Consider the following 15,095-nt stretch of genomic DNA (forward strand, 5'->3'; position numbering starts at 1 on the left):
GGCCAGACGGAATGTGCGACAGTGAAACTGTCAGTTCAAAGATAAGAGGAGTTCACACGTGGCCGAGATCGTCATTGTCCGGGATGCCGCTGCGGCAGGGGAGTTGGTCGCCGATGCGATCCTCGACCTGGTCGCGAAGAAGCCGGATGCGGTGCTCGGCCTGGCCACCGGCTCCAGCCCCCTGGCGACCTACGCGGCGCTCGCGGCCCGACACGCGGATCTATCCCGGGTGCGCGGCTTCGCGCTGGACGAGTACGTGGGACTGCCGGCCGGGCATCCGGAAAGCTATCGGGCGGTGATCACCCGCGAGGTCGTCGAGCCACTCGGACTGACCCCCTCCCTCGTGCACGTGCCCGGCAGCGGACCGATCGAGACGGCTGGGGCCGACTACGAGCGGGCGATCACCGACGCCGGCGGGGTCGACCTGCAGATCCTGGGCATTGGCAGCACCGGGCATGTCGGATTCAACGAGCCGAGTTCCTCGTTCGCATCGCTGACCAGGGTGAAGACGCTGGCCGAACGCACCCGCCGGGACAACGCCCGCTTCTTCCACTCGCTGGATGAGGTACCGACGCACTGCATCACCCAAGGACTGGGCACGATCCGGAGGGCGTCGCACCTGGTGCTGCTCGCGTTCGGGCCGAAGAAGGCCGAGGCAATCGCCGCCGCGGTGGAGGGACCGGTCACCGCCAGCATGCCGGCCTCGGTGATCCAGCTGCACCGGCACGTCACGGTGTTCGTCGACGAGGCGGCCGCGGCGCACCTGGCGAATGCGAACTACTACCGCTACGCGTGGGAACACCGGCTGCCCTGGGAGACCCTGTAGGAACGGGTTCCGCTCACTGCTGCCGGTCGCGCCGCTGCTCGGCCCGCAGGTTGAGGATGCCGCTGACCGCGGCCACGACGACGAAGACCGCCGCAATGATGGGGTGGTCGAGCATGACCCAGGCCAACGCGGCCGAGCCCATGACGGCGACCTCCACGATGGTGCGGCCGAACGCATCCAGCGGGAAGCGGGCCCGCGGCGAGCGGAACAAACCCCACACGATCGCCGCGAACAGGGGAGTCCCGATCATAAACGCCACGCCGGGCCACGGGAAGGGCCAGGCGAGATAGCCCCAATACCCCAGTGAGAAGAGCGCAAACAACTCCAGGAAGAACCGCAACACCTCGTTCGGCCCGATACGCGGGTCCGGTTGCGGGTTTGGCACCGCACCAGCCTAGAGGTCCGGAGCGATCGTCGGGAATCAGGCGGAGGCGATGATGTCGTTGACCTGGTCAGCCGACAGCACCTTGTCGAGGATGAGGAACGCCGGCCCGTAGAGACTCGCGTCGACGCCGTTCTTGCTGAGGTCGATGGTGAGGTCGTGCGTGGTCAGCGGCAGGGAGCGCTCGTACAGCGCGGACCGCATGCTGTTGTACAGGGATTCGATCTGCGACAAAGCACCGCCCACTACAATCAATTCCGGGTTGAAGAAATTCGCGATCAGGGCGAGCGCTTCCCCTATGGCACGCCCCGCGGTGCGCGAAAGTTCCAGCGCGTCTGCCTGGTTCTCTCTGGCCAATCGTTCGATTTCCGCGGGATTGCTCACGTCCACGCCGCGCTGCTGCAGGATTCGCACGAGTGCGGAGCCGCCGACCGACGCCTCCAGGCAATGGTCGCGACCGCACAAGCAATGCCGGGCGAATGGCACGTCCACCCAAACGTGGCCGATGTCCCCCGCGCCCCCTGTGCCGCCGCGGTAGACCTGCCCCCGCGCGATGATTCCACACCCGATCCCGCTGCCGATCTTGACGAACAGCATGTCCTGCACGTCGGGGTGCTGGATGCGGTGTTCCGCCAATGCCATCAACGTGGCATCATTGTCCGCGGCCACCGGCACCGAGAAGGCCGAGGCCAGCGGAGTAATGAGGTCGGCGTCGTGCCAACTGGGCACCCGGGTGGGATACACCACCCGACCGGTTTGTGCGTGCACCGGTGCGGGGATGGACAATCCGATACCCAGCAGCGGTCGTTCGGCGATCTCCTGGCGGCTCTTGGACAGGAAGCGGTGCAGCGCCTCGATCAGCCACCGGGTGAATTCGTCGACATGGTCGGTGCCATGCTCCAGTTGACGGCTGGTCAGGATGGCGCCGGTGGCATCCACCAGGCCGAGCCGCACGTGACGGGCGCCGATGTCCGCGACGGCGACGAAACCCAGGCCGGGATCCAGCGCCAGGGCCCTCGGGTTTCGGCCGCCACGATCATTGCTGCCCTGCCGAAGGTAATCGGCCTGCAGAAGCTGTTCGACGCGGGCGGCGACGGTGCTCGGGGACAGCCCGGTGAGTTGCACGAGACCGGCCCGTGATGCCGCTTTCCCGTGTCGGATCAGCTGCAGGAGCTCACCGGCGCTCCACGCGAGCGCAGGCGGAGCGTGATTAGTCACTCGAACCCCTTCGCGCTTTTCTCAGCATCGTATCCGTAATTCGACTGCTCAGGAGGCATCGGCTGGGTCCTCCTCGCGCCCGCTGGTCATCGACCGCACCGCCGCGCGGGAGACGCCGAGGGCGGCGGCGGCCGAGTCGACGCTGCCCGCCACCGGCTCCCGGCCGGTTGCCACACAGTCCAGGAAGTAGTGGATCTGGCTTTGATAGGGGTCGGACGGGGCAACGTCAAGAGACTGCCGGCCGCTGGATGAGAGCAGATCAACCTGGCCGTCCGGCACGGTGGCGTCGGCCGCGGCGGCGACGAAGCGGTGCGACAGGATGCCGTCGCTGCCGACGACCTGGATCGAACTACTGAACGGTGTGCCCGACGGGAGCGCGGAGCCACCCGTGACCAACGCCGTGCGTCCCTCCTGATACGTCACCGTCACGGCGTAGCTTCCGGCGGTTTCCCTCGCCGTCACCGCTTCCGGTCGGCCGAGCAGCCGATTGGCCAGGTCGAAGTCGTGGACCAGCAGATCCACGAGGGGTCCGCCGGATTGGCCCGGGTCGGTGATCCACCGGCTCCAGTTCGGCTTCTCGCCAAATCGTGTCGCCATGACACAGGCTGGCTGACCGATGGCGTCATCATCGACTGCTTGGATGAGCCGTTGATAGCCACCGAAGAACTGCAGGACGTGCGCCACCATCACAACCTGGCCGGCTCTGCGTCGCCGGTAGACATCTTTGATGCGCGCCGCCCCGGTGCCGTCCAGCGCAATCGGTTTCTCGACCAGTACGTGTCGGCCTCCGTCGATGCCGGCTTCGACCAGGAACGGATGCGTGCCGGTCGGCGTGCAGAGATCCAGAATCGTCACTGACGTGTCGGCGAGCACCTCTTCGATCGACGGCGTCCACTGTGCCCCTACTCGTGCCGCCAGTTCGCGTCCCCGCTGGGAGGGGGAGCAGACCCAGGATATGGGTGCGGAGCCCTCGGCTAGCCACGCGTTCGCGTGCACCCCCGCCATGTACCCGGCTCCGACCAGCGCGACGACGTTCACTCGAGGAAGCCCAACTCGAGCAGGCGCCTTCGGGAGACGGCCATCGCATCGTCCACCACCTCGAGCGGCGGCCACGGCTCTCCGGAGAACTCGAGTTCCACCGACATGGGTACGTCGATCCCGCGGCGCTGCAGCAGTTCGAGTACTCGGTCGAACTCGACATGCCCGCCGCCCAGGGCGGGGAAATGCCAGACTCCGGCTCCGCCGAGCTTGTCCTTCAGATGGATGTGCGCGATGTGCTCGATCACGGCAGGCAGGTCGGTGGCGGCGCTGATGCCGGAGTAGAACTCCACGTTCCCGGTGTCGTAGTTGATTTTCACGCCGTCAGATCCGACCTCGCGGATCAGTTCCAGCGCCATCGTCCCGGAGGGTGCAAGGTCGCCGTGCACCTCGACCGCGACGACCACCTCGCATTCTGCGGCCACGTCTCCCAGCCGGCGCAGGCCCTGCACGACGTCGGCAGTCGATGTTTCCGGAGTCGGCTTGGATGCCAGCGCCGCGTTGACGACCGGGACACCGTATGCCGCCGCCCAGCGGACGATCTTCTCGGTGTCGGCCAGGCCGCCCGGCTGGAACAGGTTCACGTGCGCGCTCATCGAGGACGCGGCCAGTCCGTGCGAGGAGAGCAGCCTGCGGACGGCTTCGGGATCGTCGTCGACACTCACGAACTCGCACCAGTTCTGAACCGCCGACAGTTCCGCGTGCGAGTAACCGGCGGCCGCTATTCCGCGCAGGGACTCCTCGAAGCTGTAGCTGTGGTAAGTGTTGGTGTGCCCGGCGACAATGCGCGACATGGCGAGCTCCTTCGTGGGTGGTGGGTGGGTCAGACGGCGCCGTAGGACAGCCCAGACACGAGCCGTTTGCGCATGAGGAAGGCGAACACGATCACGGGGAGCGTGCCGATAATGGCGGCGGCGGCCATCTGGCCGAAGCTGGTTCCCGTGATCGAGAGGAAGAAGCCGACAGTGGTCGGGAAGGTTCTGGCATCGGTCGACGTCAAGAACTGGGCGAATGCGAACTCGTTCCAGCTCTGAATGAGCAGCAGGATGCCGGTGGACGCGATCCCCGGTGCCATGATCGGCACGTGCACGCGCCAGAGGATCCGCATGCTGGAAGCCCCGTCCAGTTGCGCCGCCTCGTCGATTTCGATCGGGATGTCTCGCATGAAGCCGCGCAGCATCCACACCGCCAGCGGCAGGTTCATAGTCATGTAGGCCACGATGAGAAGCAGATGCGTGTCGATCAGGCCCGCAAATTGGCCGATGAGGAAGAACGGAATCACCACGGCGATGGCGGGAATCATCCTGAATGACAGCAGTGTCGTGGCGATCGAGCGCTCGCTCTTCAGCTCGAACCGGGTGAGTCCGTAGGCGGCGAGCAACCCCAGTGCGAGCGAGGGCACCACCGTTCCCACCGAGACGAGTGAGCTGTTGGCCAGGTAGTGGAAGAAGTTTCGCCCAGTGAAGATGTCTTCATAGTTGTCCAGGGTCGGTGAGAAGATCCAGGTGTTCGGGTTGATGACGTCGCGCTTCAGCTTCAGCGATGTGGCGAGAGTGAAGTAGAACGGGAACAGGGAGACCACGGTCCACGCGATGAGAATCAGGTACCGCAACCCGGTCAGGACCCGCCGTAGATACTTGCCCGAAGCCGCGGGCGCCGCCGAGGCGCGCCGGGTCACTCGAGGCCGTGCGATGGTGGTGGTCATCCCTGGAGCTCCTCTGCTTTCTTCAGGTAGCGCGTGACGAAATTCGACAGAATGACCACCAGTACCAGAAGCAGTACCGCAACGGCCGCGGCCCGGCCGATCCACCCCGTCTGATACAGGCCGTAGTGCCAGACCATCAGACCGAGGGTCTCGGTGGCTTTACCCGGACCGCCCTGAGTGAGCGCGTATGCCGTATCGAAGATCTTCATGGAGTCGATCAGCCGCAACGCGACGACGAGGCCGAAAATCGGCTGGATCATCGGGAAGGTAACATGCCGGAATAATTGGAACGCGTTGGCGCCGTCGATCATGGCGGCTTCGCGCGGCCGCGCATCTACCGATTGGATCCCGGCGAAGATGATCAGGGCGACGAACGGTGTCCACTGCCAGGTCTCGACGATGAGCACGGACAGGAAGGCGAGGCTCGGAGTGCCCAGCCAGGACTGCGCGGCGCCGATGGGCGTAAGAAGGGCGTTGACCACGCCGTAGAGGTCGTTCAGCATGAGCCGCCAGATCAGCCCGGCAATGACCGGTGCCATGATCAGCGGGATGAGCATGAGGGTGGTGAACACCGAGCGGGCTCGGATCACCGAGTCGAGCAGGATGGCCAGGACCGTGCCGAGGACGACCGTGCTCGCGGTGGCAGCGACCAGGAAGAGTAGCGTGACGCCCACCGCCGGCCAGAAATTGTCGTCCTGGCCGAACAGGAGCCGTGTGTAATTGTCGAAGCCCACCCAGCGGGCGGAACTGAGAGGCGTCCCCCGGTTGTAGTCGAAGAGGCTGATCAGGTACAGGAAGATGGCCGGGACGATCGTCACCGAGAACATCACGACCAGTGTCGGAGCGACGAAGAGCATGCCCGTGCGTTGTTTGCGTCGGGAGCGTCTCAGGGGTGGGGCTGCTGTCATGATCCTTGCGTCCTTGGTGTACCAGGCGGCACACGTGGCAGCGGGAGCGCGGCCGTCTTTCGACGTGGGTCGCGCTCCCGCCACGGGTTACGGGAGGGCTGCGATCTCGGCCTTGGCCTTGGCGAGCGCCTCCTTGGCGCTGATGGAACCAGCCAGCGCCTCGGAGCCGTAATTGCCGATGATGGTCAGCTTCTCATCGGAGCCGGGCACCTGCGGCAGCCAGCTGTTGCCGGCCTCCACCAGGTTGGCGGATGCCTTGAGTGCATCGAGCATCGCCGGGAAGTAGACCTTCTGATCGTTAGTGGTCGGGTTCTCCAACACACTGGTTCGCGTGGGTACGCCGCCGTTTTCCATGTAGGTCGGTGCCATGGACTTCGACGTCATGTAGGTGACGAATGCCCAGGCGGCATCCTTGTTCTTGCTCTTGTTGGCGATGCCGAGGCTCCAGCCGGCCAATGCGCCGAAGGTGCCCTTCGGACCCTCCGGAGGTCCGGCGAAGGCTACCTTGTCGACGACGGTGGACTGGTCCTTGTCGAGGATCGATGGGGCGATGGCGGTGGCATCGAACCACATCGCGGCGTGGCCCGACATGAACGCCGAGAGCGCTTCCTCGTGGGTGTAGCTGCCGACGTCGCTCGGAGCGTTCTTCAACAGTTCGACGTAGTATTCGAGCGCCTTGACGTTGTCGGCGGAGTCGACCTGGTTCTCACCCGTGGCCGGGTCGAAGAAGCCCTCGGTGAACTGGTACATCAGGGTCATCATCCCCGAGGTGAAGTGGATGCCCTTCTGGCCGCGCATGGCCACCCCGTAGAGGCCTGGTTCCTTGCCGTTGAAGAACTTGGCGAGTTCCAGGAACTCGTCCATGGTCTTCGGCGGCTGCTTGTCGTATTTCTTGAACAGGTCGGTGCGGTACCCGAGGAAGCGGGATTCGCCGGCGATCTGCACGCCGTAGGTCTTCCCGTCATACTTGTCCAGACCCTCCCGGTAAGCCGGCAGGATGTCTTCGTAGTCGAAGAACGCGGGTGTCTGCTTCGCGTCGCTCACCCGGGAGGTGATGTCGTCTACGACACCCTTCTCGGTGAAGCCGCTGAGCCAGAAGCTGTCGATCATGTTGACGTCGTATGCGCTGTTTCCGCTCTGGAAGTCCAGTTCGATCTTCTGTTTCAGGCTGTTCTGGTCGACGATGTCCCAGACGACCTTGATTCCCGTGAGTTCTTCGAACTTCGCGGTCATCTTCTGCATTGATTCGGTGCTCGGGTGGGTCTGCGCCGCGATCGTCACGGTGCTTCCGCCGTGCTCCTTCTTGATGTCGGCGGCCCATTGCTCCACGGCGGAATCGACGTTGGTGTCGCTCGGTGGGGCAGGGTCGTTCGAGCTGCATCCGGCCAGTGCCAGTGACCCGGCGACCAGAACCGCGCCGAGGCGCAATGCGGTGTTCTTCTTCATGTGGGTTTCCTTTTCTTGGTGGTTAGTTCAGGGCAGTGACGTATTCGGTGCGACCGGAGGATAGTGCGCGCTCGATTGCGAAGAGCACGTCGTTTACCGCTATCCCATCCGCGATGGTGGTCGGTACCGGTGATCCGCTCATGATGCTGTGCACGAAGCTGCGGGCCATCCAGGCCGGGGCGGAGGTGTCCGTGCCGTTCTGCTTCGCGTCGAGTGTTCCGATGGTGGCGTGCCGGTTTGTGAAATGCTCGATGCCGCTCCGCCCGATGTCGGTTCGCACACTGCTGGTGCTGCCTACCAGTTCGTAGGTGAAGTCCACGATGGATGGGGCGCCGTCGGGAAGCACCCACGCGGAGGTGAGCGTTGCGGTGGAACCGTTCTCCAATTCCGCCATGACGTGCACGACATCCCAGGTGTCGACGCCGCGAGCCGCGAGCAGGCCCTTGCTGCCGGTGGCCATCACGGTGCGGATGGGTGACCCGCCGAGCCACATCACCAGATCGACGGTGTGCGGCATCAGAAACCACAGCGGCGAACTGGATGCTGCCCAACCGAGCATGTTCGTGGCCACGTGGTAGGTGTTGCTGAGGTTAGCGGACTGGAAGACCGGCGTGCCCAACGCTGACGACTGGACGAGTTCGTGGATCTTCACGAACGGTGGGTTCCAACGGTTCTCGAAGGCGACCATGCACGGGGCCCCACCGCGTCGCACCGCGTCTTGGATCGCGCGCGTATCGTCGATCGTGGTGGCGATGGGTTTCTCCAGCATCATCGCGACGCCGCGCTGCGCGACTTCGACGGCGGGAGCGGCATGAGCGTGATCCGGCGTGGCGAGGATCACGGCATCCGGGCGGCCGTGGTCCAGCAGTTCACTGGTGCTGCCGAACAGTCGCTTCGGTCGGCCGGCGACCGCGAGCTGCGGTGTGGCGTGGAACGGATCCGCAAAGCCGACAAACTCGACCCCCGGGATGTCGGCGATCACGTCGGCAAACATCCTGCCGCGTAGTCCCGCCCCGACCACTCCCAGCCTGAGACCGTCCACTCTGCCGCCACCTCTTCCGTTGGGGTGCATTCCGATATTGGAACTATATATGGCAATGTTGGAGATTCATAGTTTGAATTTGGATGTTACGTGAGCTCTGGGCCCGCGTCGAGCAAGGGAGCCCGTGTGAAGTACTGGGCAGGCGTGGATGTCGGTGGGACGAAAACCCACACGATCGTGGTCGACGTGGACGGCAACATCGCAGCCCAGACACGAGCGCCCACCGGAAAAGGTGGGGATCGGGTGGTCGACGCGGTGGTAGGCGGACTCGTCGACGTGGCCGCGAAGCTGCGTATCGAAGTGGACGGCTTTGCGGGTGTCGGCGTGGGGATCCCAGGGGCGGTCGATGCACGCGCGGGCACCGTCTCGCACGCGCTCAATATCGGTGTTGAACATTTGGATCTGAGGGCGCGTATCCGGCACCGTCTGGGAGTGTGCATCACTTTAGAAAACGACGTGAAGGCTGCCACTCTGGGAGCCTCGAAGCAGATGAACCATCCGACCACGCCTCTGGCGTACCTGAATCTGGGCACGGGGCTGGCTGCCGGCCTGGTGCTCGGCGGCCGGCTCTGGCGCGGCAACTCCGGCACGGCGGGAGAGATCGGCCACATTCCGGTCGACCCGCAGGGTCACCTGTGTTCGTGTGGCCAACGCGGATGTCTTGAGACCAGCGCCTCCGGTGCCGCCGTGGCGCGGGAGTGGCCGACGAAAAGCGGCAGCGCCATAACCAGCCTGTTGTCCGCGGTCGAGGATGGCGACCCGGCCGCCAGCCGCGTGCTTGGCGTGGTCGCGGACCGGGTCGCCACCGCCGTCAAGGTTCTCGTGCTCACCGTTGACGTCGGTACGGTGGTGCTCGGCGGAGGACTCGCATCAGCGGGGGACCGGCTGCGGTCAGCAGTCGCGACAAGCCTGGATCGGGACGCACTGGATTCGGTATTCCTCGCGTCCTTGGGGCTGTCCAATCGCGTGGTGCTGGTCCCGGACCCCGCGACCGTCGGTGCGCTGGGCGCCGCGATCGTGGGCTCGGAGGGTTCCGGCGACTACTGATCCAGTGTGATCGGGATGGTCAGTGGCGCTCTGTCGGGGGCGATCACCGTGACGCTGGCGCTGAAGGCATGGCCGTCGTGCTCATACCGGTGACTGCCCGAGATCGTGTAGAGCCCGTTGACCGAGGTGCCGGTTGCGGCTGTTCCGCTGACCGTCCCGGCGGATGTTGTGCCGTCGCCCCACTGGATCGTCGCGGTGATGACGCTCGCCTCAACCCCCGGGGCCGACACTCTCGCCAGCGGCCTATTCACGATGGTGGTGCCGTGGTCGCCCGGTAGTACGCCGATGCCGTCCAGCGGCCAGGATACCTCGGCGGAGGGGAAGAAGTTGGTTCCCGCCGCCTGGAGCCTGGTGCTCTGGGCGGACAGCCGCTGGAGGAAGTCCTGGTAGGCCGCACTGTCCAGCGTGCGTTCCACCTTGGGCGACCAGGCCAGCTCAGCGAGCGCGAAAAGCCGCGGGAAGACCAGATACTGCGCGTCGCTGAGGCTGGTGACCGTCTCGCTCCACAGCGCGCCTTCCACGCCGATCACATTGTCATCGGTCACTCCGGCGACATAGCTGCTGGGCTCCCAGTTGTAGAACTGATCGACGTCGCAACCGTTCCTACCGCAGGCCCAGGTCAAGCCAAGGTCCGACGGTGTGTTCCGCGCGTACTTCTGATCGAGGTAGGCATGGTTGGCCGGCGCCATCACGATCTTCATGTTCTTCTGCACCGCTTCGGTGCCGGATGTGGTGCCGCTGGCAGACCCGGATGCCGGGTTCCAGTATTCGGCGACCGAGCCGGCCGGCAAGTCGGTGCCGGCTCCGGCGATTTCGGCCCAGCCCATCACGGTCTTGCCCTGCTCGGCGACGATCCCCGCCTCGCGATTGACCAGGCTGGCGTATTGCTCCTGACTGAGCACGCTCGTGGGCACTTCGTCGCCGCCGATGTTGTAGTACTGGCTGGAAGAAAGCGCGGTCAACTGCTCGATGATGGCGGTGAGGATCGAATAGGTGTTGTCGCTGTCCGGGCACAGGGCGCTGTACCCGACCTGTCCCGTGTAGTTCCACTCCGGTGGATTCTTAGTGCTGCAGTTGATGTCGGCCGGAGTGCCGTTCAGCATCGGATTCGCCGTGTCGTTGTACTCGGACATGATGATCGCGTTGGTGTGTCCAGGTGTGTCCACCTCGGGGACCACGGTGATGAATCGCGCGGCCGCATAGGCGACGACCTCGGAGAACTGCGCCTGGGTCCAGAACCCGCCCGGGTCCATCGTTCGGCCGTCGGTACCCACAGAGCCCTGCGCTCCGATTTCTGTCAGGTTGGGGAATCCGTTGATGACGATTCGGAAGCTCTGATCGTCGCTGAGGTGCAGGTGCAGCGTGTTGATCTTGGCCGCGGCCGCCTCATCGATCAGCGTTTCGACCGCCTGTGGAGTCTGGTAGTGCCGGGCGATGTCGAGCATCAAGCCGCGGTATTGGTATCGCGGATAGTCGGTGATCTGGGCGGCGGGAATCGTCCACGGGCCCGGCTGTGCGGTGGGGCTGGCGATCCAGCCGGGCAGCAGCTGGCGGATCGTCTGCACACCGTTGAACAGACCGTGCAGCGTGGTCGCCTTCAGCGATACGGTCGCCGTCGTGACGTCGAGTTGGTAACCCTCGCCGAAGGTGTCGCCCTGCAGTGTGCCGGGGTCGGCGAGTTCGATGGTGATGTCGCCCTGTTCGGCGCTGCGTTCCGTCACCGGCAGTGGGAACCCGGTGGCCGGCCGCAGCGTGGTGCGGAGGAACTGGCCGATGGACCGGGCGGCACCGGATGCCACGATGGCGGTCTTCTTCGTCATGGTGAAGTGGCCGTTGCCCGCGGTCAGCGACACCGGTTTCGGCACGATTTGCGGCGCGGAGGTGCTCCCTTCGGTCAAAGGGCTGGCGGAGGCCGGTGCCGCGACGACCGGGGAGCTGAGAGTTCCGGCTGTGACCACAGCGGCAAAGGCCGCGATGATCATCCGAATCCTGGGCCGGGACTCGCGTCTTGTGGTCAACATTGACGACTCCTTTCGTCCCGTTGGTGCGAACGACTGGTAGGACCAGCGAGAACGTTCTCTATAGACCTATCGGTCTACACCGGGCGCGGGGGCGGCGTCAAGGTTGGCACGCATCCAGGGTGCGCCGGGTATCGTTGACCGTGATGCGGCATGGGTCGCGGCATCCCGCGGGCGGCGAGCGCTCCACGTCTGAAAAAAGGGAAAGTACAGCGCGATGCGCGCGTCCGACAGCGTCACCGATCAGAAGCCTGCCGCCGCCGGCCTGCCCTGGCTCGGCCTGCTTGTTCTGGCCGGCGCGATCTTCCTCTCGGTGACCAGCGAGGTGCTACCCACCGGTCTGCTGCCGGACATGTCCCGCGGACTGGGCGTCTCGGAGTCGCGGATCGGCTTCCTCGTCACAATCTTCGCCGGCGTGGTGGTGATCACCGCGGCGCCGATGACCGCGCTGACCCGGAACTACCCGCGCAAAACCCTCGTCGTCGTCGTGCTGATCGGGTTCGCGCTCAGCAACCTGCTCACCGCTGTGGCGCCGAACTATGAGATCGTCATCGTCTCGCGGGTCATCGGCGGACTCGCACACGGACTGTTCTGGGCCGTCGTCGGCGCCTACGCCGCCCACCTGGTGCCGAAGGAACAACTCGGCCGCGCCATTGCGGTCACCGCGGCGGGCGCCAGCGCCGCGTTCGTGCTGGGTGTGCCGCTGGGCACCGCCCTCGGCCACGCGCTCGGTTGGCGGCTGGCGTTCGGGGTGACCTGCGGCGCGATGGTGTTGCTGGCGGTGCTCGTCGCCTTGTACCTGCCAGCGGTGCACCACATCGTGCGCGTGGCCACCGGTGAGATTCCGCTGCCGCTGTTGCGCGACCCCAGCCTGCCGGCGATCGCGTTCGTCTGCGCGATCACCGGGGTGGTGATGATGGGGCACAACATCTTCTTCACCTACATCGTGCCGTTCTTCATCGGCGTGAACGGATTCCCGGAGTCGTCGGTGAGCACCCTGCTGTTTGTGTACGGCGGGGCCGGTGCCATCGGCCTGTTCCTGGCCGGATGGATCGGCGTCCGGTTTCCCAGGTTGGGCCTGGTCGGCGCGTTTCTCGCGGTGGCCGCCGCGGTGCTGGTCATGGGATTGTTCCCGAGTCTGAGTTGGCTGGTCATCGTGGCCCTGGTCGTGTTCGGTGCCGCGTTCGGCGGAGCCCCGGCCATGCTGCAGACGCGGCTGCTGATGGTGGCGTCGCCTCGGCTGCGGGATTCGGCGGCCGCCTACTTCACTACCGCGTTCAACGTTGCGATCGGCGGCGGAGCGTTCATCGGCGGTCACCTGTTGGACACCTTCGGCATCGAGGTTCTCCCGTTCGTCTACGTCGGCGTGGCGCTCGCAGGCATCGTGCTGATGCTGGTCAGCGATGCCGTCCTGCTCCGCCGTCGCACCCGCGTCCCCGTCTAGCAGAACCCGTTTCAAGGAAAAACTGACCACACGGGACCGCACCACCGGCATCCGGGGGCCTTACCGACAGATTTTCCTTGAGACGGGTTGGGGTCAGACCAGGAGCTGGTGCTTCGCCAGGTCGCGATAGAGCGGGGTGGAGGCGACCAGCTCGGAATGCGTGCCGACGCCGACGACCCGACCGTGGTCGAGTACCACGATCTGGTCCGAGTCGACCACGGTCGACAGCCGGTGCGCGATCACCAGCAGCGTGCGGTTCTCCGCCACCGCGTCGATCGCCTCCCGCAGCAGTTGCTCGTTGAGTCCGTCCAGGTTGGAGGTCGACTCATCCAGCAGCAGAATCGGCGGCGCGGCGAGCAGCGTGCGGGCGATCGCCAGCCGCTGACGCTCCCCGCCGGAGAGCATCACTCCCTCTTCGCCCACCGGAGCATCCAGCCCCTTCTCGTCGCGGTCGAGCACCTCGGTGAGGTTCACCGCGTGCAGCACCTCGATGCACTGCGCGTCGGTGGCGTCCGGCGACCCGAGCTTGAGATTCTCGCGCAGCGACCCGGCGAGCACGGGCGCGTCCTGCTCGACGTACCCGATCTGCGCGCGCAGGGCGGTGCGATCCAGTGCTCGGATGTCGGTGCCGCCGACCCGCACCACACCGGACTCCGGATCGTAAAACCGCTCGATCAGCGCCAGGATGGTGCTCTTGCCCGCCCCGGACGGCCCGACCAAGGCGGTGCGTTTGCCGCGCTGCGCCGTGAAGCTCACGCTGTGCAGCACACCGGAGGGTTGGGCCGGTGCGGACTCAAGCTCGGCGGGAACGGAGTTGGGCTTCGCGGTGCGCGTCCCTGGCTCGAGCGGGTGGACGTCGGCCGGCGCCCCCGCGTACCCGAACACGACGTCCTCGAATTCGATCCCGGCATCCGAGGCCCGAGCCGGCGAGGCATCCAGCGCCAGGGCGGTGTCGCCGTCCTCCTCGGCGGGCAGGTCGATGATCTCCTGGATGCGCCCCAGCGCACCGAGCGCCGCGTTCACCGAGGTGACGGCGCCGAACGCGGTGCCCAGCGGCAGGATCATCATGAACAGGAACAGGATGAACGCCACCAGCGACGCCACCGTGATCGCCCCGCTGGCGACCCGGAACCCGCCGACGCCCAGCACCACCAGAAACGACACCTGCATCGCGATCCCGGCCACCGGCACCACCAGGGCCGAGATCTTCGCGACCTTCAGGCCCATCCGCCAGGCGCCCTCGGCATCCTGCTCCACTGCGGCGATCTCGCGATCGGTGGCCCCGGATGCCCGCACCGTGCGTACCGCCGTGATGGCGCGCTCCACGGACGCGGCCAGGTCGCCGACCTTCTCCTGCGCCTTCCGGCTGGCGATCCGGATGCGACCAGACAGCGTCACGACGACCACGACGGACACCGCGATCACCAGCGCGGTGAGGCCGAGCAGTACCGGGTCGATGATCGCCATGGCGACCACAGCGCCGGTGAAGGTGAGCGCTCCGCCGATCGCGTCGACGAGCCCCTGGGTGAGCACGGCCCGCAGCAGTGTGGTGTCCGAGCCGACCCTGGAGACCAGATCGCCGGTGCGGCGGGTGTCGAACTCGCGGATCGGCAGGCGCAGCATCCGTCCCACCAGCTTGCGCCGGCTGGAGAGCACGACGCCCTCGCCGGTGCGCTGCAGCAGGTAGTGCTGGTAGCCGGTGATCAGCCCGGACAGCACGACCAGCAGCACCAACGTCCAGACCAGCCCGCCGAGCGGTCCCGCGTTCTGCACCACGGTGATCACCTGGCTCACGAGCAGCGGCTGGGCCAGTGACGCCGCCGCGCCCAGGATGCTCAGTCCGATCACGACCGAGAGCACCTTCTTGTGCTCGAACAGGTAGGGCAGCAGTTGGCTGAACGTGGCGCGCGGGCCGTCGTCGGGTTTGGCGGAGAAGCGACGTCGGCGCGGTGTTGCTGTTGTGCTCACCGTTCTATTCTGCGGCCTGCGCACCTGGGGATACGCCGCGCCGGCAGCACCGA

General features: G+C 65.8%; 13 protein-coding genes. 3 read left to right on the forward strand and 10 right to left on the reverse strand.

Annotated features, from left to right (window positions below; all coding sequences use genetic code 11):
- Nucleotides 1-58 precede the first annotated feature (58 nt).
- Entirely contained in the window at nucleotides 59-826 is a 768-nt protein-coding gene (locus tag ABFX56_RS10760; RefSeq protein WP_346233324.1) for a glucosamine-6-phosphate deaminase, read from the forward strand.
- Between the two features lie 13 nt (nucleotides 827-839).
- Here the strand turns inward: ABFX56_RS10760 and ABFX56_RS10765 are convergent, their stop codons facing one another.
- From ABFX56_RS10765 to ABFX56_RS10800, 8 genes are all read right to left on the reverse strand, one after another.
- A complete protein-coding gene (locus ABFX56_RS10765; protein ID WP_346233325.1) occupies nucleotides 840-1,211 on the reverse strand; it encodes a YrdB family protein in 372 nt (123 codons plus the stop codon).
- Between the two features lie 36 nt (nucleotides 1,212-1,247).
- Entirely contained in the window at nucleotides 1,248-2,426 is a 1,179-nt protein-coding gene (locus tag ABFX56_RS10770) for an ROK family protein (RefSeq protein WP_346233326.1), read from the reverse strand.
- 48 nt (nucleotides 2,427-2,474) lie between these two features.
- On the reverse strand, nucleotides 2,475-3,464 hold the full coding sequence (locus ABFX56_RS10775; protein ID WP_346233327.1) for a Gfo/Idh/MocA family protein: 990 nt from the start codon (nucleotides 3,462-3,464) through the stop codon (nucleotides 2,475-2,477).
- Complete coding sequence (locus ABFX56_RS10780) at nucleotides 3,461-4,258, reverse strand: sugar phosphate isomerase/epimerase family protein (protein ID WP_346233328.1); 798 nt, start codon at nucleotides 4,256-4,258, stop codon at nucleotides 3,461-3,463. The genes ABFX56_RS10775 and ABFX56_RS10780 overlap by 4 nt, the downstream gene beginning before the upstream one ends.
- 29 nt (nucleotides 4,259-4,287) lie before the next feature.
- Nucleotides 4,288-5,169, reverse strand: coding sequence for a carbohydrate ABC transporter permease (locus ABFX56_RS10785; RefSeq protein WP_346233329.1), 882 nt, complete (start codon nucleotides 5,167-5,169; stop codon nucleotides 4,288-4,290).
- Complete coding sequence (locus ABFX56_RS10790; RefSeq protein WP_346233330.1) at nucleotides 5,166-6,077, reverse strand: carbohydrate ABC transporter permease; 912 nt, start codon at nucleotides 6,075-6,077, stop codon at nucleotides 5,166-5,168. The genes ABFX56_RS10785 and ABFX56_RS10790 overlap by 4 nt, the downstream gene beginning before the upstream one ends.
- A gap of 87 nt (nucleotides 6,078-6,164) precedes the next feature.
- Nucleotides 6,165-7,523, reverse strand: coding sequence for an ABC transporter substrate-binding protein (locus ABFX56_RS10795; RefSeq protein WP_346233331.1), 1,359 nt, complete (start codon nucleotides 7,521-7,523; stop codon nucleotides 6,165-6,167).
- A gap of 22 nt (nucleotides 7,524-7,545) precedes the next feature.
- Nucleotides 7,546-8,565 carry a Gfo/Idh/MocA family protein gene (locus tag ABFX56_RS10800; protein ID WP_346233332.1) on the reverse strand — a complete coding sequence of 340 codons (1,020 nt, stop codon included), beginning with the start codon at nucleotides 8,563-8,565 and terminating at the stop codon, nucleotides 7,546-7,548.
- A gap of 126 nt (nucleotides 8,566-8,691) precedes the next feature.
- Between ABFX56_RS10800 and ABFX56_RS10805 the strand changes: the two genes are divergently transcribed.
- Complete coding sequence (locus ABFX56_RS10805) at nucleotides 8,692-9,612, forward strand: ROK family protein (protein ID WP_346233333.1); 921 nt, start codon at nucleotides 8,692-8,694, stop codon at nucleotides 9,610-9,612.
- Here the strand turns inward: ABFX56_RS10805 and ABFX56_RS10810 are convergent.
- A complete protein-coding gene (locus ABFX56_RS10810; protein WP_346233334.1) occupies nucleotides 9,606-11,633 on the reverse strand; it encodes a beta-N-acetylhexosaminidase in 2,028 nt (675 codons plus the stop codon). The two genes, ABFX56_RS10805 and ABFX56_RS10810, sit on opposite strands and share 7 nt — an antisense overlap.
- A gap of 214 nt (nucleotides 11,634-11,847) precedes the next feature.
- Between ABFX56_RS10810 and ABFX56_RS10815 the strand changes: the two genes are divergently transcribed.
- Nucleotides 11,848-13,074 (forward strand): MFS transporter, encoded by a 1,227-nt coding sequence (locus ABFX56_RS10815; protein WP_346233335.1) that lies wholly within the window; start codon nucleotides 11,848-11,850, stop codon nucleotides 13,072-13,074.
- A gap of 93 nt (nucleotides 13,075-13,167) precedes the next feature.
- On the opposite strand, the gene ABFX56_RS10820 is transcribed toward ABFX56_RS10815, so the two are convergent.
- The gene (locus tag ABFX56_RS10820; protein ID WP_346233336.1) at nucleotides 13,168-15,042 is read right to left on the reverse strand and encodes an ABC transporter ATP-binding protein; all 1,875 of its coding nucleotides are present in this window, start codon (nucleotides 15,040-15,042) and stop codon (nucleotides 13,168-13,170) included.
- Nucleotides 15,043-15,095: the final 53 nt, after the last annotated feature.

The organism is Parafrigoribacterium mesophilum (assembly GCF_039652555.1).
Lineage (GTDB): Bacteria > Actinomycetota > Actinomycetes > Actinomycetales > Microbacteriaceae > Parafrigoribacterium > Parafrigoribacterium mesophilum.